The following is a 19,002-nucleotide window of genomic DNA, read 5'->3' as shown; positions in this document are numbered from 1 at the left end:
GTCCGGCCGAAGTGCTAAAAGGCACCTCAAGGCTGCTAAACTAGCGCCTGCGACCATCCCGGCGAATGCCAGGAACAGTTAAGTGGAGTCCCACTCCCACCGCGAGCCGATGAGATCCCTGTGCGGATCTTCCGAAGGTTTGGCGGTCCGGTCACAGGCAACGTGTATGCCTGTTCCGCGTGCAGCGCGGGCGGCCCGAGTAGACCTCGGCCGCGATCGGTCGGCATTGGGCCCTGCTTGTGCAGGGCTTTTTTGCTAGTGGTGTGGTGTCTCCGCCGCTGATTCCCGACGGACCCGGGCAACCGGTCGTCATCGCAGGACATACAGAAGCCCAACAAGGGAGGCCCCATCAGCACTGAGACCCGCGTCAACGAGCGCATCCGCGTACCTGAAGTCCGATTGATCGGCCCAGGGGGAGAGCAGGTAGGCATAGTGCGCATCGAAGACGCACTGCGCGTCGCTGCGGACGCCGATCTCGACCTTGTCGAAGTTGCCCCGAACGCCAGGCCACCGGTCTGCAAGATCATGGACTACGGCAAGTTCAAATACGAAGCGGCGCAAAAGGCGCGCGAATCCCGCCGGAACCAGCAGCAGACCGTCGTCAAGGAACAGAAGCTGCGACCCAAAATCGACGATCACGACTACGAGACCAAGAAGGGCCACGTCATCCGCTTCCTGGAGGCGGGATCGAAGGTGAAGGTCACGATCATGTTCCGCGGACGTGAGCAGTCGCGGCCCGAGCTGGGCTATCGGTTGCTCCAGCGCCTGGGAGGCGACGTCGCCGAATACGGTTTCGTGGAGACGTCCGCCAAGCAGGACGGCCGCAACATGACGATGGTGCTGGCACCGCACCGCGGCGCGAAGACTCGCGCCAGGGCGCGGCATCCCGAGGAAGTGGGGACCGACTCCGCGCACGACGCCGACGAAAGCGGCGACACCGCTGCTTCACCGAACTGACCTAACAGCGAGAACCAAGCGAGAACCAGAGGAAACATGCCCAAAGCCAAGACCCACAGCGGGGCTGCAAAGCGCTTCCGGCGTACCGGAACCGGCAAGATCGTGCGGCAGAAGGCCAACCGCCGGCACCTGCTCGAGCACAAGCCGTCGAAACGAACCCGGCGGCTCGACGGTCGCACCGTCGTGTCGGCCAACGACACCCAGCGTATTAACCGCCTGCTGAACGGCTGACCACCGCGCCGGCCAGACCCGCATCGCGAGCTGGCACGGCAGACCCATTTATCGACCCATTACGCATGAACGAGAGTAGGAACATCCAATGGCACGCGTGAAGCGGGCGGTCAACGCCCACAAGAAGAGGCGCAGCATCCTGAAGGCCTCGAAGGGCTATCGCGGCCAGCGATCCCGGCTCTACCGCAAAGCCAAAGAGCAGCAACTGCATTCGTTGAACTACGCCTACCGCGACCGTCGTGCCCGCAAGGGCGAGTTCCGCAAACTGTGGATCTCGCGCATCAACGCGGCGGCGCGCGCCAACGACATCACCTACAACCGGCTGATCCAGGGCCTCAAGGCCGCCGGTGTGGAGGTGGACCGCAAAAACCTGGCCGACATCGCGGTCGCCGATCCGGCCGCCTTCACCGCGCTGGTTGACATCGCCCGCGCGGCGCTGCCCGCGGACGTCAACGCCCCCTCGGATTCGGGAGAAGCCGCCTAACCGGTCCTCACCGGCGAGGTGGACCGGCAGGTGCTGACCGAACGTTCGGCCAGGGTCGCTGCGGCGGTCAAGTTGCATCGCCACGTCGGCCGCCGGCGGGCGGGGCGCTTTCTCGCCGAAGGACCCAACCTGGTCGAGGCCGCCGCCCGTCGCGGGTTGGTCCGCGACGTCTTTGTCACCGAAACCGCGCAGCAGCGCCATGCGTCGCTGCTGGCGGCCCTGGATTGCCCGGCCCACCCGGTCACCGAGCGCGCCGCCAAGGCCCTCTCCGACACCGTCACCCCGGCGGGGCTGGTCGCGGTGTGCGACCTGCCGACGACTCGCCTCGACGACGTGCTGTCCGGCTCGCCTGCGCTGGTCGCGGTCGCCGTGGAAATCAGCGAACCGGGCAACGCCGGCACCCTGATCCGCCTCGCCGACGCGATGGGCGCGGCCGGCGTGATCCTCGGTGGCCACAGCGTCGATCCGTACAACGGCAAATGTCTGCGTGCCTCGGCCGGCAGCATCTTCTCGGTCCCGGTCGTCGCCGCCCCGGACGTCCTCGCCGCCGTCGACGCGTTGCGTGCCGCGGGTCTGCAGGTGCTCGCCACCACCGTGGACGGCGCGCAACGGTTGGACGAGGCCGGCGAACTGCTCGGCAAGCCGACCGCCTGGCTGTTCGGTCCCGAATCGCACGGCCTGCCAAGCGAAATCGCGGCCGCGGCCGACCACCGGCTGCGCATCCCGATGTCCGGCGGTGCCGAGAGCCTCAATGTGGCGTCGGCCGCGGCCATCTGTCTGTATCAGAGCGCGCGGGCACTGAACCTGCCTACGCGGCCTTGACGGGTCGCTTCGGGCGGCCCCGCCCGGCCCGCAGGCCGGCCAGCGACAACGTCGTGTGCACCAGCGACCCGGCGCGTTCCAGCAGCGCCCGAGCGGGTGGCGGGACGGGGTCGAATGGCAGCTTGGGCGGCGGCGGAAAGTAATGCATCGGCAGTCCGCGGCGGTCGCGCGGCGGCGCCATGAACGGCGGGGCCTCCACCAGCGGCGCGTCGCTGGGCAATCGTCCCTCGGCGCGGCGGTAGCCGGCCAGGGCACGCGGGTGCAGCCGGATCTCGTCGGGCACCGCCAGGAAAGCGAGCTCGACGACCTTGCCGAACAAGCGCAGCAACACCTCGTCACCCGGCGTCCAGTGCATTCCGGCCTTCTCGCGAACCGCGGGCTCGAAGAGCCCCGCGGCGATCCAGCGCTGGCCGGCCACCAGCGGCCTGAACACCTGATCCCAGACCGGTGTCGGCACCAACACGAATTTCGGCTTCGGGATACGCATTTGGAAGATGTCCAGCGTCGCCCGGTTGATCTCCAGGACCTCGCGACCGGTCCGCTCCCAGTACTCCTGGAATTCGTCCCATGATTCGGGCACCGGCCGCATGCTCATCCCATACATCCGGTACCACTGCACGTGCTCGTCGAACAGTTGCCGCTTCTCGGCCTCGGTCAAGCCGCCGCAGAAGTACTCGGCCACCTTGACGATCAGCATGAAGAACGTGGCGTGCGCCCAGTAGAAGGTCTCCGGATCGAGTGCGTGATAGCGGCGCCCCTGGGCGTCGACCCCTTTGATCGTGCGGTGGTAGTCCTTGATCTGCTGTCCGGTCTGGGCCGCCCGGTCGCCGTCGTAGACCACGCCCATGATCGGGTAGACCGACCGGGCCACCCGCTGCAGCGGCTCGCGCAGCAGGATCGAATGCTCCTCGACCGCCGCGCCGAGTTCGGGGTACATGTTCTGGATCGCCCCGATCCACACGCCCATCATTCCGGTGCGCAGATCGCCAAAATACTTCCAGGTCAGGGAATCTGGTCCCAGCGGATCAGCGGATGTAGTCGATCTGCCTGTCATCGCGGCCTCCTGAACCGATTGGCCTCACGATAACTTTGACAACGCGCGTTGTCTACGATTTCGGCGATGTGTCGGATGGGTGTTATCGAGCTTCCACGCCGGTGTGGCACCACCGTGATCGGGCGTCAGGTGCGACTTGTGACACACATCGCAGGACCGGCCGTAACAGTCGTTGCCTGCCTCTGACGAAACCAAATAACCTGGCCAGGTGGAACTCGCGCGTCGCGATCTGGACCCGGGCGAGCCCGAAGAATCCTCGGTGGCGCAATCCGCTCCGCGGCGTTCGCCGCTGTCGGTGCATAACGCGACGCAGTGGCTGCACGGCCGAAATCACAGCCCCGGGGCGGTGGCCTTGGTCCGGCGTGCGCGGCGGCTGTTGCCCGGGGACCCCGAGTTCGGCGATCCGCTGTCCACGGCCGGCGACGGCGGTCCGCGCGCCGCCGCGCGCGCGGCCGACCGGCTGCTGGGGGACCGCGACGCGGTATCGCGCGAGGTCAGCCACGGGGTGCTGCAGGTGTGGCAGGCGCTGACCGAGGGGGTTTCCCGACAGCCGGCCAATGCCGAGGTGACGCTGGTGTTCACGGATCTGGTCGGCTTTTCGACGTGGTCCTTGCAGGCCGGCGACGACGCGGCCCTCACCCTGCTCCGGCAGGTGGCGCGGGCCCTCGAGCCGCCGCTGCTCGACGCCGGCGGGCACATCGTCAAACGGATGGGCGACGGGCTCATGGCCGTGTTCGGCGATCCCATGGTCGCTGTGCGGGCCGTGCTGGCCGCCAAGGAGGCGCTGAAGTCGGTCGAGGTTCAGGGCTACACACCGCGGATGCGCGTCGGAATCCACACCGGACGACCGCAGCGCCTGGCCTCGGATTGGCTCGGTGTGGATGTGAATGTCGCCGCACGAGTCATGGAACGGGCCACCAAAGGTGGAATCATGGTGTCGAGTTCAACGTTGGATCTCATACCGCAAACCGAGTTGGATGCGTTGGGGGTCGAGGCCAAACGCACCCGCAAACCGGTTTTCGGGCCGAAGCCCGCGGGCATGCCCGCAGACTTGGCGATATATCGCCTCAAGACTTTAAGGGAGTTGTCAGGCGCTGATGACACAGCCGAAGCAAAACTGCAGCCATAATGGATGCCAATGATCGGGGGCATCGTGTCCCGGCTCGCCCGGGTCCAGTTCACCATGGCGTATGCGGCGCTGCTGCTCGCCATCAGCTGCGCCATCCTGGCGCTGGGCCCGGATGCGCATGACGTCATCGTCGCGCGTGCCAGTACCAACCTGCACAACCTGAGCCACGGGCATCTGGGCACGCTGCTGGGCAGCGCGCTGGTCGTCGACGCCGGCCCGCTGTACTTCTGGCTGCCCTTCCTGACCTGCCTGCTGGCGCTGGCCGAGCTGCATTTACGCACCGTCCGGCTGGTGGTCGCGTTTGTCGTCGGCCACATCGGCGCGACGTTGCTGGTGGCCGCCGCCCTGGCCGGGGCGGTCGAGTTCGGCTGGCTGCCCGTGTCGATCACCCGGGCCAGCGATGTCGGGATGAGCTACGGCGCGTTGGCGGTGCTCGGCGCGATGACGGCGGTGATCCCGTCGCGCTGGCGGGCCGCCTGGGTCGGCTGGTGGGTGGCGGCGGGCATCGCATCGGCCATCGTCGGCGGTGACTTCACCGACGCGGGTCATACCGTCGCCGTGATCCTGGGCGTGCTCGTGTCGGCGCGGTTCCAGCAACCCATCCACTGGACGCCGGCCCGATACCTGATGCTGGCGGCCTCCTCGGGCTTCGGTTTCCTGATGCTGGCCCACCACTGGGGGACCATGGCGGCGACGCCGGTGTTCGGTCTCCTCGGTGCGTTTGTCGCCTACGCCGTTGTGAAATTCGTCACCGGCCGGGGCCGCGCGGTCGCGCCGCTGGATGGCTTGGATGGCGATGACACGCTGCCCGGTCCGCAGCCGGCCGTCGCCGGCTGAACCGGCGAGCGGCCATCTGCGGACCCGCACCGGGCAACTGCCCAGCGCCCGCCGGGCGCCGTGCGTCGAATCACTATGATCAGCATTCGGCCCGTGCCGCGCGGAAAGCACCATCGATGCGGGCGGCCCTAACAGCCTCGTCAGCAAGGAGAATGTCGCCGCGTGGGTGATCAACCCGTCGACCTGTCGCCGGAAGCGTTGACCGAGGCGGTCAACGCCGCCCGGCAGGCCTTCACACTGGCCGACGATCTCGACACGCTGGCGCGCGTCAAGACCGAGCACCTCGGTGACCGCTCACCGCTGGCGCTGGCGCGCCAAGCGCTCCGAAGCGTTCCCAAAGACGAGCGCGCCGATGCCGGCAAGCGGGTCAACGCCGCACGGGGCGAGGCCCAGCAGGGTTACGACGAACGCCTGGCGGCGCTGCGCGCCGAACGTGACGCCGCGGTGCTGGTCGCCGAAGGCATCGACGTCACGTTGCCGTCGACCCGGCAGCCGACCGGGGCGAGGCACCCGATCACGATCCTGGCCGAACACATCGCCGACACCTTCATCGCGATGGGGTGGGAATTGGCGGAGGGGCCGGAGGTCGAGACCGAACAGTTCAATTTCGACGCGCTCAATTTCCCCGCCGACCACCCCGCGCGCAGCGAACAGGACACCTTCTACATCGCGCCGGAGGATTCCCGGCAACTGCTACGCACCCACACCTCGCCGGTGCAGGTGCGCACGCTGCTCGAGCGGGAGCTGCCCGTCTACATCGTCTCGATCGGCCGCACGTTCCGCACCGACGAACTCGACGCCACCCACACGCCGGTCTTCCATCAGGTCGAAGGCCTGGCGGTGGACCGCGGCCTTTCGATGGCGCATCTGCGGGGAACGCTGGATGCGTTCGCGCGCGCCCAGTTCGGCCCCGAGGCGCGGACCCGGATCCGGCCGCACTTCTTTCCGTTCACCGAGCCGTCCGCCGAGGTCGACGTGTGGTTCGTCGGCAAGAAGGGCGGCCCCGGCTGGGTGGAGTGGGGCGGCTGCGGGATGGTGCATCCAAACGTGTTGCGGGCCGCGGGTATTGATCCGGAAGACTACTCCGGCTTCGCGTTCGGCATGGGTTTGGAACGAACGCTGCAGTTCCGCAACGGGATTCCGGACATGCGCGACATGGTGGAGGGCGACGTCCGGTTCTCGCTCCCGTTCGGGGTGGGTGCCTGATGCGCGTTCCGTACAGCTGGCTACGCGAGGTGGTGGCGGCCGGCGCGCCGGACTGGGATGTGGCCCCCGCCGAGCTCGAGCAGACGCTGGTGCGCATCGGCCACGAGGTCGAAGAGGTGATCCCCCTCGGCCCGGTCCACGGCCCGCTGACGGTGGGCCGGGTGACCGACATCGAAGCGCTGACCGGTTTCAAGAAGCCGATCCGGTTCTGCCGCGTCGACGTCGGTGAAGGAAAAGGCCGTGAGATCGTCTGTGGCGCAACGAACTTCGTCGTGGGAGACCTCGTCGTCGCGGCGTTACCGGGCACCACGCTGCCCGGCGGATTCACCATCACCGCGCGCAAGACCTATGGCCGCAATTCCGACGGAATGATCTGCTCGGCGGCCGAACTCGGTTTGGGCGCCGAGCATTCCGGAATCCTCGTGCTGCCGCCGGGCACCGCCGAGCCCGGCGCCGACGGCGCCGAGGTACTGGGACTCGACGACGTGATCTTCCACCTGGCGCTCACCCCCGACCGCGGTTACTGCATGTCGCTGCGGGGTCTGGCCCGCGAGATCGCCTGCGCCTACGACCTGGACTTCGTCGACCCGGCGGACGTCGAGCCGTTGCCGGTGCTCGGCGAGGCCTGGCCGCTGACGGTGCAGCCCGACACCGGCGTGCGGCGGTTCGCGCTGCGCCCGGTCACCGGTATCGACCCCACCGCCGTGTCGCCGTGGTGGCTGCAGCGCCGGCTGCTGCTCTCCGGCATCCGCGCGACCTCGCCGGCGGTGGATGTGACGAACTACGTGATGCTGGAACTCGGTCACCCCATGCACGCCCACGACCGCAACCGGATCACCGGCGGCTTCGGGGTGCGATTCGCCCGGCCCGGCGAGACCGTCGTCACGCTCGACGACATCGAGCGCAAACTCGAACCGGCCGATGTCCTGATCGTCGACGACACGGCGACGACGGCGATCGGCGGCGTGATGGGCGCGGCGAGCACCGAGGTGCGCGCCGATTCCACCGACGTCCTGCTCGAGGCCGCGGTCTGGGACCCCGCCGCGGTGTCGCGCACCCAGCGCAGGCTGCACCTGCCCAGCGAGGCCGCCCGCCGCTACGAGCGGGGAGTGGATCCCGCCATCTCCGTGGCCGCGCTGGATCGGTGCGCCACGCTGCTCGCCGACATCACCGGCGGGGCGGTGTCCGAGGCCTTGACCGATTGGCGGGGCGACCCACCGCGCGACGACTGGCACCTGCAGCCGATCGACATCGCCGCCGACCTGCCGGACCGCATCGCCGGTGTGGCCTATGCCCCGGGCACGGCCGCGAAGCGGTTGTCCCAAATCGGTGCCGTCGTCGTGGAAAACGGGGACGCGTTGACGGTGACCCCACCCGGCTGGCGGCCCGATCTGTTGCAGCCGGCCGACCTCGTCGAGGAGGTGTTGCGGCTCGAGGGGCTGGACGTCATTCCATCGGTGTTGCCGTCGGCGCCGGCCGGCCGCGGCCTGTCCGCCGTGCAACAACGCCGCCGCGCCATCGGCAAGTCACTGGCCCAGTCCGGTTACGTCGAGATCCTGCCGACACCGTTCCTGCCGGCGGGCGTATTCGACCTGTGGGGCCTGCCGGCCGACGACCCCCGCCGCGCCACGACCAACGTGCTCAACCCGCTCGAGGCCGACCGCCCGCGGCTGGCCACCACGCTGCTGCCGGCGTTGCTGGAAGCCTTGGTGCGCAACGTATCCCGCGGCCTGGTCGATGTTTCGCTCTATGCGCTGGCCCAGGTGGTGCAGCCGACCGCCGAGACTCGCGGCGTGACGCTGATCCCCGTCGACCGCAGGCCCACCGACAGCGAGATCGCCACGCTCGACGCGTCGTTGCCGCGGCAACCGCAGCACGTCGCCGCGGTGCTGACCGGGCTTCGTGAGCGGCGTGGCCCCTGGGGGCCGGGCCGCCGCGCCGAAGCCGCCGACGCGTTCGAGGCGGTGCGAATCATCGCCCGCGCCGCCGGAGTCGACGTGTGGTTGCGGGCGGCGCAGCACCTGCCGTGGCATCCGGGCCGCTGCGCCGAAGTGCTCGTCGGCGACACGACGGTGGGGTACGCGGGCCAGCTGCATCCCGGTGTGATCGAGCGCTCCGGCCTGCCGAAGGGCGCCTGCGCGCTCGAACTCAACCTCGACGCGATGCCCATCGCCGCGGCGCTGCCCGCGCCCCGGGTGTCGCCGTTTCCGGCGGTCTTCCAGGACGTCAGCCTGGTGGTGCCCGCGGACATACCGGCCCAGGCGGTGGCGGACGCCGTGCGCGAAGGCGCGGGGGAACTGCTCGAAGACCTGCAGCTGTTCGACGTCTTCACGGGCCCGCAGATCGGCGCGGACCGCAAGTCGCTGACCTTCGCGCTGCGGTTCCGGGCGCCGGATCGCACGCTGACCGACGACGACGCCACCGCGGCTCGCGACGCCGCGGTGCGCCGGGCCGCGGAGGCGGTCGACGCCGAGCTCCGCACCTGACGGAATGGATTTGCAAAGTACTGCATAACCATGCAGAATCGTCGAAATGGCCGACGTGATGAAGGTGGCGGTTGCCGGTGCCAGCGGCTATGCGGGCGGTGAAATCCTGCGCCTGTTGCTCGGGCACCCGGCCTACGCCCAGGGGCGCCTCTCGATCGGTGCGCTGACCGCCGCGACCAGCGCCGGCAGCACCCTCGCCGAGCACCATCCGCACCTGACGCCGCTGGCCCAGCGCGTGGTCAAGCCGACCGAGGCCGCCGCGCTCGCCGGCCACGACGTCGTGTTCCTGGGCCTGCCGCACGGTCATTCGGCCGCGCTGGCCGAACAGCTCGGGCCCGACACCCTGATCATCGACTGCGGCGCCGACTTCCGGCTCACCGACGCCGCGGCATGGGAGCGGTTCTACGGCTCCCCGCACGCCGGCAGCTGGCCCTACGGGTTACCGGAGCTTCCCGGCGCGCGCGAGCGGCTGCGCGGCGCCCGCCGCATCGCGGTTCCGGGCTGCTACCCGACCGCGGCGCTGCTCGCGTTGCTGCCCGCGGTGGCCGAGGACCTCATCGAGCCCGCCGTCACGGTGGTCGCCGTCAGCGGCACTTCGGGGGCCGGGCGGGCCGCCAAGACCGACCTGCTGGGCAGCGAGGTCATCGGATCGGCGCGGGCCTACAACATCGCCGGGGCGCACCGGCACACCCCCGAGATCGCCCAGGGTCTGGGGGCCGTCACCGGCCGCGACGTCACGGTGTCGTTCACCCCGGTCCTGATCCCGGCGTCGCGCGGGATCCTGGCCACCTGCACGGCCCGCACCCGCGCGCCGGTGTCCCAACTGCGGGAGGCATACGAAAAGGCTTATGACACAGAGCCTTTCATCTATCTGATGCGCGAGGGGCAACTGCCCCGCACCGGGGCGGTGATCGGCAGCAACGCGGCGCACATCGCCGTCGCGGTGGACGAGGCGGCCCAGACATTCGTGGCGATCGCCGCGATCGACAACCTGGTCAAGGGAACGGCCGGGGCCGCCGTGCAGTCGATGAACCTGGCGTTGGGTTGGCCGGAGACGGAAGGCCTTTCGGTGATCGGGGTGGCGCCGTGACTCGCACCGGCGAGACCGCTGCGGCCCGGTTGCTGCGCGAGCAGGGCGTCACCGCGCCGGCCGGGTTCCGGGCCGCCGGCATCGCCGCCGGGATCAAGGCCTCGGGTAACCGCGATCTGGCCCTGGTCTTCAATGAGGGGCCCGAGTACGCGGCCGCCGGGGTGTTCACCCGCAACAGGGTCAAGGCCGCGCCGGTGCTCTGGTCCCAGCAGGTGCTGACCATGGGAGCGCTGCGCGCGGTCATTCTCAACTCCGGCGGCGCCAACGCCTGCACCGGGCCGGGCGGGTTCCAGGACACCCACGCCACGGCGGAGGCCGTCGCGGCCGCGTTGTCGGACTGGGGGACCGAGACCGGGGCCATCGAGGTCGCGGTGTGCTCCACCGGGCTGATCGGTGACCGGCTGCCGATGGACAAGGTGCTCGCCGGGGTCCGCGCGATCGTGCAGGACATGGCCGGCGGCCTGTCCGGCGGCGACGACGCGGCCCAGGCGATCATGACCACCGACACCGTGCCCAAACAGGTTGCGCTGCACCATCCGGGCAGCTGGACGGTCGGCGGGATGGCCAAAGGCGCGGGCATGCTCGCGCCGTCGCTGGCGACGATGCTGTGCGTGCTCACCACCGACGCGGCCGCCGACGCCGCGGCGCTGGACTCCGCGCTGCGCCACGCTGCCGCGCGCACCTTCGACCGGCTCGACATCGACGGCGCGTGCTCGACCAACGACACGGTGCTGCTGCTGGCCTCGGGGGCCAGCGGGATCACCCCGAGCCAGGCCGATCTCGACGACGCCGTGCTGCGCGTCTGCGACGACCTGTGCGCTCAGCTGCAGGCCGACGCCGAGGGCGTCACCAAGCGCGTCAACGTCACCGTCGTCGGAGCGGCCTCCGAGGACGACGCCTTGGTCGCCGCGCGGACCATCGCCCGCGACAGCCTGGTCAAGACGGCGGCATTCGGCTCGGACCCGAACTGGGGCCGGGTGCTCGCCGCCGTCGGCATCGCGCCCATCGCCCTGGATCCCGATCGGATCACCGTGTCGTTCAACGGTTCCGCGGTGTTCGCCGACGGGGTCGGCGCGCCGGGCGCACGCGAGGTGGATCTCTCGGCAGCGGACATCGACATCACCGTCGACCTTCGGCTCGGCGATGGCCGGGCCACGATACGGACCACCGACCTGTCCCACGGCTACGTCGAGGAGAATTCGGCCTACAGCTCATGAGCTCCTCCATCGAAGCGCTGCCCACCGCGGCCAAGGCGCAGGTGCTCGCCGAAGCCCTGCCCTGGCTCAAGCAGCTGCACGGCAAGATCGTCGTCATCAAATACGGCGGCAACGCGATGACCGACGACACGCTGCGGCATGCGTTCGCCGCCGACATGGCGTTTCTGCGCAACTGCGGCGTGCACCCCGTCGTCGTACACGGCGGCGGCCCGCAGATCAGCGCGATGCTGCACCGGCTCGGCATCCAGGGTGACTTCAAGGGCGGATTCCGTGTCACCACACCGGAAGTGCTCGACGTGGCGCGGATGGTGTTGTTCGGCCAGGTCGGCCGCGAACTGGTCAACTTGATCAACGCGCACGGGCCGTATGCCGTCGGCATCACCGGCGAGGACGCCCAGCTGTTCACCGCCGTGCGGCGCAGCGTCACCGTCGACGGCGTGGCCACCGACATCGGCCTGGTGGGAGACGTCGAGCGGGTCAACACCGCCGCGGTGCTCGACCTTATTGCCGCACGCCGTATTCCGGTGGTGTCGACGCTGGCGCCGGACGCCGAAGGCGTGGTGCACAACATCAACGCCGACACCGCCGCGGCGGCGCTGGCCGAAGCGCTGCAGGCCGAGAAGCTGTTGATGCTCACCGATGTCGAAGGCCTGTACACGAGTTGGCCCAACCGCGATTCGCTGGTCAGCGAAATCGACACGGCCACACTGTCGCAACTGCTACCCACGCTGGAGGCGGGCATGATTCCCAAGGTCGAAGGGTGTCTGCGGGCCGTGACCGCCGGCGTTCCCAGCGCACACGTCATCGACGGGCGGGTCGAACACTGTGTGCTGGTGGAGCTTTTCACCGACGAGGGCACCGGCACCAAGGTGGTACGCGCCGGCGACGATAAACGGAGCAGTGCGATCGGAAACGCTGAGGAGGAGCGGCGCAGGTGGAAAGCGTGACGGTCCAGACGAACACCGAAGCGATCAAGCGGCGGTGGGAAGCCGTGATGATGAACAACTATGGCACCCCGGCGATGGCCCTGGCCAGTGGCGACGGGGCCGTGGTCACCGACGTGGACGGAAAGAGCTACCTCGATCTGCTCGGCGGCATCGCGGTCAATATCCTGGGCCATCGCCACTCCGCGATCATCGAGGCCGTCACCCACCAGATGGCGACGCTGGGTCACACGTCCAATCTGTATGCCACCGAACCCGGTATCGCGCTGGCCGAAGAACTGGTCGCCCTGCTCGGTGCGCCCGAAGACTCGCCGGCGCGGGTGTTCTTCTGCAACTCCGGCACCGAGGCCAACGAGGTGGCGTTCAAGCTATCCCGGCTCACCGGACGCACGAAACTGGTTGCCGCGCAGGAGGCTTTTCACGGCCGGACCATGGGCTCGCTGGCGCTGACCGGTCAGCCGAGCAAGCGGGCGCCGTTCGCCCCGTTGCCCGGGGACGTCAGCTTCGTGCCGTACGGCGACGCCGAGGCGCTGGCCGCGGCGGTCGACGACGAAACCGCGGCGGTGTTCCTGGAACCGATCATGGGGGAGAGCGGCGTCGTCGTCCCGCCCGAGGGATATCTGGCCGCCGCGCGCGATATCACGGCGCGGCACCACGCGCTGCTGGTGCTCGACGAGGTGCAGAGCGGGATGGGCCGCACCGGAACGTTTTTCGCCCACCAGCATGACGGCATCACCCCCGACGTGGTCACCCTGGCCAAGGGGCTCGGCGGCGGACTGCCGATCGGCGCGTGCCTGGCCGTCGGGCGGGCCGCCGAGTTGATGACCCCCGGCCTGCACGGCAGCACCTTCGGTGGCAACCCGGTCTGCACCGCCGCGGCGCTCGCGGTGCTACGGGTGCTGGCGTCCGAAAACCTGGTCCGCCACGCCGAGGTGCTGGGCAAGTCGCTGCGCCACGGCATCGAGGACCTCGCCCATCCGCTCATCGACCACGTGCGCGGGCGCGGACTGCTGTGCGGCGTGGTGCTGACCGCCCCGCGGGCCAAGGACGCCGAGGCCGCCGCGCGCGAGGCCGGGTTCCTGGTGAACGCCGCCGCGCCCGACGTCATCCGGCTGGCGCCGCCGCTGATCATCACCGAAGCCCAGCTCGACGGCTTCGTCACCGCGCTGCCGGGCATTCTCGACGAGGCCGCGCATGGTTAAGCATTTCCTGCGCGACGACGACCTGTCGCCCACCGAGCAGGCCGAAGTACTGCAGCTGGCCGCCGAACTGAAGAAGGACCCGCTGCGCGCCCGCCCGCTGGAGGGGCCGCGCGGGGTCGCGGTCCTCTTCGACAAGAACTCCACCCGCACCCGGTTCTCGTTCGAGATGGGCATCGCCCAACTCGGCGGGCACGCCGTCGTCGTCGACGCCCGCAGCACCCAGCTGGGCCGCGACGAGACCCTGGAAGACACCGCGCGGGTGCTGTCCCGCTACGTCGAGGCCATCGTCTGGCGGACGTTCGGGCAGGAGCGCCTCGAGGCGATGGCTTCGGCCGCGACGGTGCCGGTGGTCAACGCGCTCTCCGACGAGTTCCACCCCTGCCAGGTGCTCGCCGACCTGCAGACCATCGCCGAGCGCAAGGGGTCGCTGCGTGGTGTGCGGATGACCTACCTCGGCGACGGCGCCAACAACATGGCGCATTCACTGATGCTCGGCGGGGTCACCGCCGGCGTCCACGTCACGATCGCGGCCCCGGACGGCTTCGCCCCCGCCCCGGCGTTCGTCGCCGCGGCGCGCCGGCGCGCCGAAAACACCGGCGCCACGGTCACCGTCACCACCGACGCCGAGGCGGCCGCGCGCGGCGCCGACGCGCTGGTCACCGACACCTGGACGTCGATGGGGCAGGAGGACGACGGCCTGGACCGCCGCACACCGTTCCGGCCCTATCAGGTCAACGCCGACCTGCTGTCCCTGGCCGACCCGGAAGCCGTTGTGCTGCACTGCCTTCCGGCCCACCGCGGCGACGAGATCACCGACGAGGTGATGGACGGCCCGGCCAGCGTGGTCTGGGACGAGGCCGAAAACCGGTTGCACGCCCAGAAGGCGCTGCTGGTGTGGCTGCTGGAGCGGCGCTCATGACCCGCTCGAAAACCACCCCCGAGACCACCCGGGCCGGCCGGCAGGCCCGCATCGTGGCGGTCCTGTCGTCGGCCGAGGTGCGCAGCCAAAGCGAACTGGCGGCGCGCCTCGCCGACGAGGGCATCGACGTCACCCAGGCCACCCTGTCGCGGGACCTCGAGGAGCTGGGTGCGGTGAAGCTGCGCGGCGCCGACGGCGGCGTCGGCGTCTACATGGTCCCCGAGGACGGCAACCCGGTGCGCGGCGTGTCCGGCGGGACCGCGCGGCTGTCCCGGCTGCTGAGCGAGCTGCTCGTTTCGGCCGACGCCAGCGCGAACCTGGCGGTGCTGCGCACGCCGCCCGGCGCCGCCGACTATTTGGCCAGCGCGATCGATCGCGCGGCGCTCCCGTACGTCGTCGGCACCATCGCCGGCGATGACACCGTCTTCGTGGCCGCTCGAGAGCCGATGACCGGCGCCGAACTGGCCAGCACTTTGGAACAACTCACATAAGCGTTTCAACCTAAGGAGATTGGTTCATGTCAGAACGCGTCATCCTGGCGTATTCCGGCGGTCTGGACACCTCGGTGGCCATCAGCTGGATCGGCAAGGAGACCGGCCGTGAGGTCGTAGCGGTGGCGATCGACCTCGGGCAGGGCGGCGAAGACATGGAGGTCATCCGCCAGCGGGCCCTGGACTGCGGGGCGGTGGAGGCCGTGGTCGTCGACGCCCGCGACGAATTCGCCGAGGGCTACTGCCTTCCCACCATCCTGTCCAACGCCCTCTACATGGATCGCTACCCGCTGGTTTCGGCGATCAGCCGACCGCTGATCGTCAAGCACCTGGTGGCGGCGGCCCGCGAGCACGGCGGTAGCATCGTCGCACATGGCTGCACCGGCAAGGGCAACGACCAGGTCCGGTTCGAGGTCGGATTCGGTTCGCTGGCACCCGATCTCGAGGTGCTGGCGCCGGTCCGCGATTACGCCTGGACGCGGGAGAAGGCGATCGCATTCGCCGAAGAGAACGCCATCCCGATCAACGTGACCAAACGCTCGCCCTTCTCCATCGACCAGAACGTGTGGGGACGTGCGGTGGAAACCGGCTTCCTGGAACACCTTTGGAACGCCCCCACCAAGGATGTCTACGCCTACACCGAAGACCCCACCCTGAACTGGAGCACCCCCGACGAGGTGGTCGTCGGATTCGAGCGCGGTGTCCCGGTGACGATCGACGGCAAACCGGTGTCGATGCTGGGCGCCATCGAGGAACTCAACACCCGCGCCGGCGCCCAGGGCGTCGGCCGGCTCGACGTCGTCGAGGACCGGCTGGTGGGCATCAAGAGCCGGGAGATCTACGAGGCGCCCGGCGCCATGGTCCTCATCACCGCGCACACCGAGCTCGAGCACGTCACGCTCGAGCGTGAACTGGGCCGGTTCAAACGGCACACCGACCAGCGGTGGGCCGAGCTGGTTTACGACGGGCTGTGGTACTCGCCGCTGAAGGCCGCGCTGGAGAGCTTCGTCGACAAGACCCAGGAGCATGTGTCGGGGGAAGTCCGAATGGTGTTGCACGGCGGCCACATTGCGGTCAACGGGCGGCGCAGCGCCGAATCGCTGTACGACTTCAACCTGGCCACCTACGACGAGGGCGACAGCTTCGACCAGTCGGCCGCAAAGGGTTTCGTCTACGTGCACGGGTTGTCGTCGAAGATCGCGTCCCGCCGGGACCAGGCCACCGAGGCGTGACTGTGAATTCCACGACGCGACACGCCGTCGAGCCGTCGCACGATTCACACTCGCGGCGGAGGAGCGGGTAGGTGAGCACTCGCGAGGGATCACTGTGGGGCGGGCGGTTCGCCGACGGCCCGTCGGACGCGCTGGCCGCACTGAGCAAGTCCACCCACTTCGACTGGGTGCTGGCCCCCTACGACATCGTCGCCTCGCGGGCCCACACCGTGATCCTGTTCCGGGCCGGGCTGCTGACCGAGGAGCAGCGCGACGGGCTGCTGGCGGGCCTGGACCAGCTCGCCTCCGACGTCGCCGACGGCAGCTTTTCGCCCCTGGTCACCGATGAGGACGTGCACGCGGCGCTGGAACGCGGACTGATCGACCGGGTCGGGCCGGACCTGGGCGGTCGGTTGCGGGCCGGCCGCTCCCGCAACGACCAGGTGGCCACCCTGTTCCGGATGTGGCTGCGCGACGCGGTGCGCCGCGTCGCCGCCGGGGTGCTCGACGTCGTCGAAGCGCTGGCCGCCCAGGCCGCCGCCCACCCGCACGCCATCATGCCCGGCAAAACCCACCTGCAGTCCGCCCAGCCGGTGCTGCTGGCCCACCACCTGCTCGCGCACGCCCACCCGCTGCTGCGCGACGTCGACCGCATCGCCGACTTCGACAAACGGGCGGCGATCTCCCCCTACGGCTCCGGGGCGCTGGCCGGATCCTCGCTGGGACTGGACCCGGACGCCATCGCCGCGGAGCTGGGCTTCGCGGCCGCCGCCGACAACTCCATCGACGCGACCGCAGCGCGGGATTTCGCGGCGGAGGCGGCGTTCGTCTTCGCCATGATCGGCGTCGACCTGTCCCGGCTGGCCGAGGACATCATCCTGTGGAGCTCGACGGAATTCGGCTACGTCACCCTGCACGATTCGTGGTCCACCGGCAGCTCGATCATGCCGCAGAAAAAGAACCCGGACATCGCCGAGCTGGCGCGGGGCAAGTCCGGGCGGCTGATCGGAAATGTGGCCGGCCTGCTCGCCACGCTGAAGGCGCAGCCGCTCGCCTACAACCGCGACCTGCAGGAAGACAAGGAACCGGTGTTCGATTCGGTGGCCCAGCTGGAGCTGGTGCTGCCGGCGATGGCAGGGCTCCTGCGCAGCCTGACGTTCGACGTCGACCGGATGGCTGCGCTGGCCCCGGCCGGGTACACGCTGGCCACCGACATCGCCGAATGGCTGGTGCGCCAGGGGGTACCGTTCCGATCCGCGCATGAGGCCGCCGGGGCCGCCGTGCGCGCCGCCGAGCAGCGCGGGATCGGACTCGACGAGCTGACCGACGACGAGCTGGCCGCCATCAGCGGTGACCTGATTCCGCAGGTTCGTGAGGTTTTGACGATCGAGGGCTCGGTGGCCTCACGGGACGCGCGCGGCGGCACCGCGCCCGTCCGGGTCGCCGAACAGATCGAAAACGTCCTGGCCAGCGCCGCACGGCTGAACGACCGGCTCAAGGACCGGGCACGTGGGGGCGGTTGAGATGAGATCGGTTTGGCTGCCCTGCCCTGCCACGGCGACTAGACTGCGGGTTCATAGTGATCCGGATGAACGTTCGGGGCCGGATCCCCGTGACCAAGGGGTGGGAAAGCAATGAGCGTCGTCGCCGGCGTCTTCGGTGCGTTGCCGCCGCACCGGTATTCACAGTGTGAGCTCACCGATTTCTTCGTCAGCATTCCCGAGTTCAAGGACTACGAAGACATCGTCCGGCAGCTGCATGCCAGCGCCAAGGTCGGCGGCCGTCACCTGGTGCTGCCGCTGGAGCAGTACCCCGCGCTGACCGACTTCGGCATGGCGAACCGGATCTTCACCGAGCACGCCGTGAACCTCGGCTGTGAGGCGCTGTCCGGCGCGCTCGACGAGGCGGGACTGCGGCCCCAGGACGTCGACGTGCTGATCACGACGACGGTCACCGGCCTGGCGGTGCCCTCGGTGGACGCCCGGATCGCGGCGCGGCTTGGCCTGCGCGACGATGTGCGACGGGTGCCGCTGTTCGGCCTCGGCTGCGTGGCCGGGGCGGCGGGTGTGGCTCGCGCGAACGACTATCTGCGCGGCGCACCCGACGCCGTCGCCGCCCTCGTCTCGGTCGAGCTGTGCTCGCTGACCTATCCCGGATACAAGCCGTCGCTGGCCGGCATGGTCGGCAGCGCCCTGTTCGCCGACGGCGCGGCGGCGGTGGTGGCCGTGGGCGACCGGCGCGCCGAACAGCTCGCGGCCGGCGGGCCCAGGGTCCTCGATTCGCGCAGCCATCTCTACCCCGATTCGCTGCGCACCATGGGCTACGACGTGGGCGCAGGAGGCTTCGAGCTGGTGCTGTCGAAGGACGTCGCGGCCGTCGTGGAGCAATACATCGAAGACGACGTCACCCAGTTCTTGGGGGCGCACGGATTGACCACGACCGACATCGGCGCGTTCGTCAGCCATCCCGGCGGCCCGAAGGTCATCGAGGCGATCAACGCGGCGCTCAGCCTGCCGCCGGAGGCCCTGGAACTCACCTGGCGTTCCCTCGGCGAGATCGGCAATCTCTCGTCGGCGTCGGTGTTGCACGTGCTGCGCGACACCATGGCCAAGCCGCCGCCGAGCGGAAGCCCCGGTTTGATGCTCGCGATGGGGCCGGGATTCTGTTCCGAACTGGTGTTGTTGCGTTGGCACTGATGGTCGCCCGTGTACTTCCGTTCCTA

At 69.5% G+C, this 19,002-nt stretch carries 18 protein-coding genes; 17 read left to right on the top strand and 1 reads right to left on the bottom strand.

Going from position 1 to position 19,002, the window contains the following annotated elements; all coding sequences use genetic code 11:
* Positions 1-348 precede the first annotated feature (348 nt).
* From infC to EPN51_RS15560, 4 genes are all read left to right on the top strand, one after another.
* Positions 349-957, top strand: coding sequence for a translation initiation factor IF-3 (infC, locus tag EPN51_RS15575; RefSeq protein ID WP_293044336.1), 609 nt, complete (start codon positions 349-351; stop codon positions 955-957).
* 36 nt (positions 958-993) lie between these two features.
* Positions 994-1,188: a 50S ribosomal protein L35 gene (gene rpmI, locus EPN51_RS15570; RefSeq protein ID WP_293044153.1), complete on the top strand. Its 195-nt coding sequence runs from the start codon at positions 994-996 to the stop codon at positions 1,186-1,188.
* 88 nt (positions 1,189-1,276) lie between these two features.
* The gene (gene rplT / locus EPN51_RS15565; protein WP_293044151.1) at positions 1,277-1,672 is read left to right on the top strand and encodes a 50S ribosomal protein L20; all 396 of its coding nucleotides are present in this window, start codon (positions 1,277-1,279) and stop codon (positions 1,670-1,672) included.
* Between the two features lie 30 nt (positions 1,673-1,702).
* Positions 1,703-2,494, top strand: coding sequence for an RNA methyltransferase (locus EPN51_RS15560; protein WP_293044149.1), 792 nt, complete (start codon positions 1,703-1,705; stop codon positions 2,492-2,494).
* Here the strand turns inward: EPN51_RS15560 and EPN51_RS15555 are convergent.
* A complete protein-coding gene (locus EPN51_RS15555) occupies positions 2,481-3,548 on the bottom strand; it encodes an oxygenase MpaB family protein (RefSeq protein WP_293044147.1) in 1,068 nt (355 codons plus the stop codon). The genes EPN51_RS15560 and EPN51_RS15555 overlap by 14 nt on opposite strands.
* Positions 3,549-3,756: 208 nt before the next feature.
* Here EPN51_RS15555 and EPN51_RS15550 point away from each other — a divergent pair, with 208 nt between their 5' ends.
* The 13 genes from EPN51_RS15550 to EPN51_RS15490 all read left to right on the top strand — a co-directional run bounded on the left by EPN51_RS15550 (position 3,757) and on the right by EPN51_RS15490 (position 18,976).
* On the top strand, positions 3,757-4,677 hold the full coding sequence (locus EPN51_RS15550) for an adenylate/guanylate cyclase domain-containing protein (RefSeq protein ID WP_293044145.1): 921 nt from the start codon (positions 3,757-3,759) through the stop codon (positions 4,675-4,677).
* A gap of 9 nt (positions 4,678-4,686) precedes the next feature.
* Positions 4,687-5,514, top strand: coding sequence for a rhomboid-like protein (locus tag EPN51_RS15545; RefSeq protein ID WP_293044143.1), 828 nt, complete (start codon positions 4,687-4,689; stop codon positions 5,512-5,514).
* Between the two features lie 162 nt (positions 5,515-5,676).
* The gene (gene pheS, locus EPN51_RS15540) at positions 5,677-6,720 is read left to right on the top strand and encodes a phenylalanine--tRNA ligase subunit alpha (RefSeq protein WP_293044141.1); all 1,044 of its coding nucleotides are present in this window, start codon (positions 5,677-5,679) and stop codon (positions 6,718-6,720) included.
* Complete coding sequence (pheT, locus tag EPN51_RS15535) at positions 6,720-9,206, top strand: phenylalanine--tRNA ligase subunit beta (RefSeq protein WP_293044139.1); 2,487 nt, start codon at positions 6,720-6,722, stop codon at positions 9,204-9,206. The genes pheS and pheT overlap by 1 nt, the downstream gene beginning before the upstream one ends.
* A gap of 46 nt (positions 9,207-9,252) precedes the next feature.
* Positions 9,253-10,296, top strand: a complete 1,044-nt coding sequence (argC, locus tag EPN51_RS15530; RefSeq protein WP_293044137.1) for an N-acetyl-gamma-glutamyl-phosphate reductase — start codon at positions 9,253-9,255, stop codon at positions 10,294-10,296.
* Positions 10,293-11,513: a bifunctional glutamate N-acetyltransferase/amino-acid acetyltransferase ArgJ gene (gene argJ / locus EPN51_RS15525; protein WP_293044135.1), complete on the top strand. Its 1,221-nt coding sequence runs from the start codon at positions 10,293-10,295 to the stop codon at positions 11,511-11,513. Before argC ends, argJ begins: the two co-directional genes overlap by 4 nt.
* Complete coding sequence (argB, locus tag EPN51_RS15520) at positions 11,510-12,460, top strand: acetylglutamate kinase (protein ID WP_293044133.1); 951 nt, start codon at positions 11,510-11,512, stop codon at positions 12,458-12,460. The genes argJ and argB overlap by 4 nt, the downstream gene beginning before the upstream one ends.
* A complete protein-coding gene (locus EPN51_RS15515; protein WP_293044131.1) occupies positions 12,457-13,659 on the top strand; it encodes an acetylornithine transaminase in 1,203 nt (400 codons plus the stop codon). Before argB ends, EPN51_RS15515 begins: the two co-directional genes overlap by 4 nt.
* Positions 13,652-14,578, top strand: a complete 927-nt coding sequence (gene argF, locus EPN51_RS15510; protein WP_293044129.1) for an ornithine carbamoyltransferase — start codon at positions 13,652-13,654, stop codon at positions 14,576-14,578. The genes EPN51_RS15515 and argF overlap by 8 nt, the downstream gene beginning before the upstream one ends.
* Positions 14,575-15,069, top strand: coding sequence for an arginine repressor (locus tag EPN51_RS15505; protein WP_293044127.1), 495 nt, complete (start codon positions 14,575-14,577; stop codon positions 15,067-15,069). The genes argF and EPN51_RS15505 overlap by 4 nt, the downstream gene beginning before the upstream one ends.
* 26 nt (positions 15,070-15,095) lie before the next feature.
* Positions 15,096-16,301, top strand: coding sequence for an argininosuccinate synthase (locus EPN51_RS15500; RefSeq protein WP_293044125.1), 1,206 nt, complete (start codon positions 15,096-15,098; stop codon positions 16,299-16,301).
* A gap of 71 nt (positions 16,302-16,372) precedes the next feature.
* Positions 16,373-17,803, top strand: coding sequence for an argininosuccinate lyase (argH, locus tag EPN51_RS15495; RefSeq protein WP_293044123.1), 1,431 nt, complete (start codon positions 16,373-16,375; stop codon positions 17,801-17,803).
* 111 nt (positions 17,804-17,914) lie between these two features.
* Positions 17,915-18,976 (top strand): 3-oxoacyl-[acyl-carrier-protein] synthase III C-terminal domain-containing protein, encoded by a 1,062-nt coding sequence (locus EPN51_RS15490; protein WP_293044121.1) that lies wholly within the window; start codon positions 17,915-17,917, stop codon positions 18,974-18,976.
* Positions 18,977-19,002 lie beyond the last annotated feature (26 nt).

The sequence above is a fragment of the Mycobacterium sp. genome, assembly GCF_004298145.1.
In the GTDB taxonomy this organism is placed as follows: domain Bacteria; phylum Actinomycetota; class Actinomycetes; order Mycobacteriales; family Mycobacteriaceae; genus Mycobacterium.
This window is presented reverse-complemented; position numbering and strand designations above follow the sequence as displayed.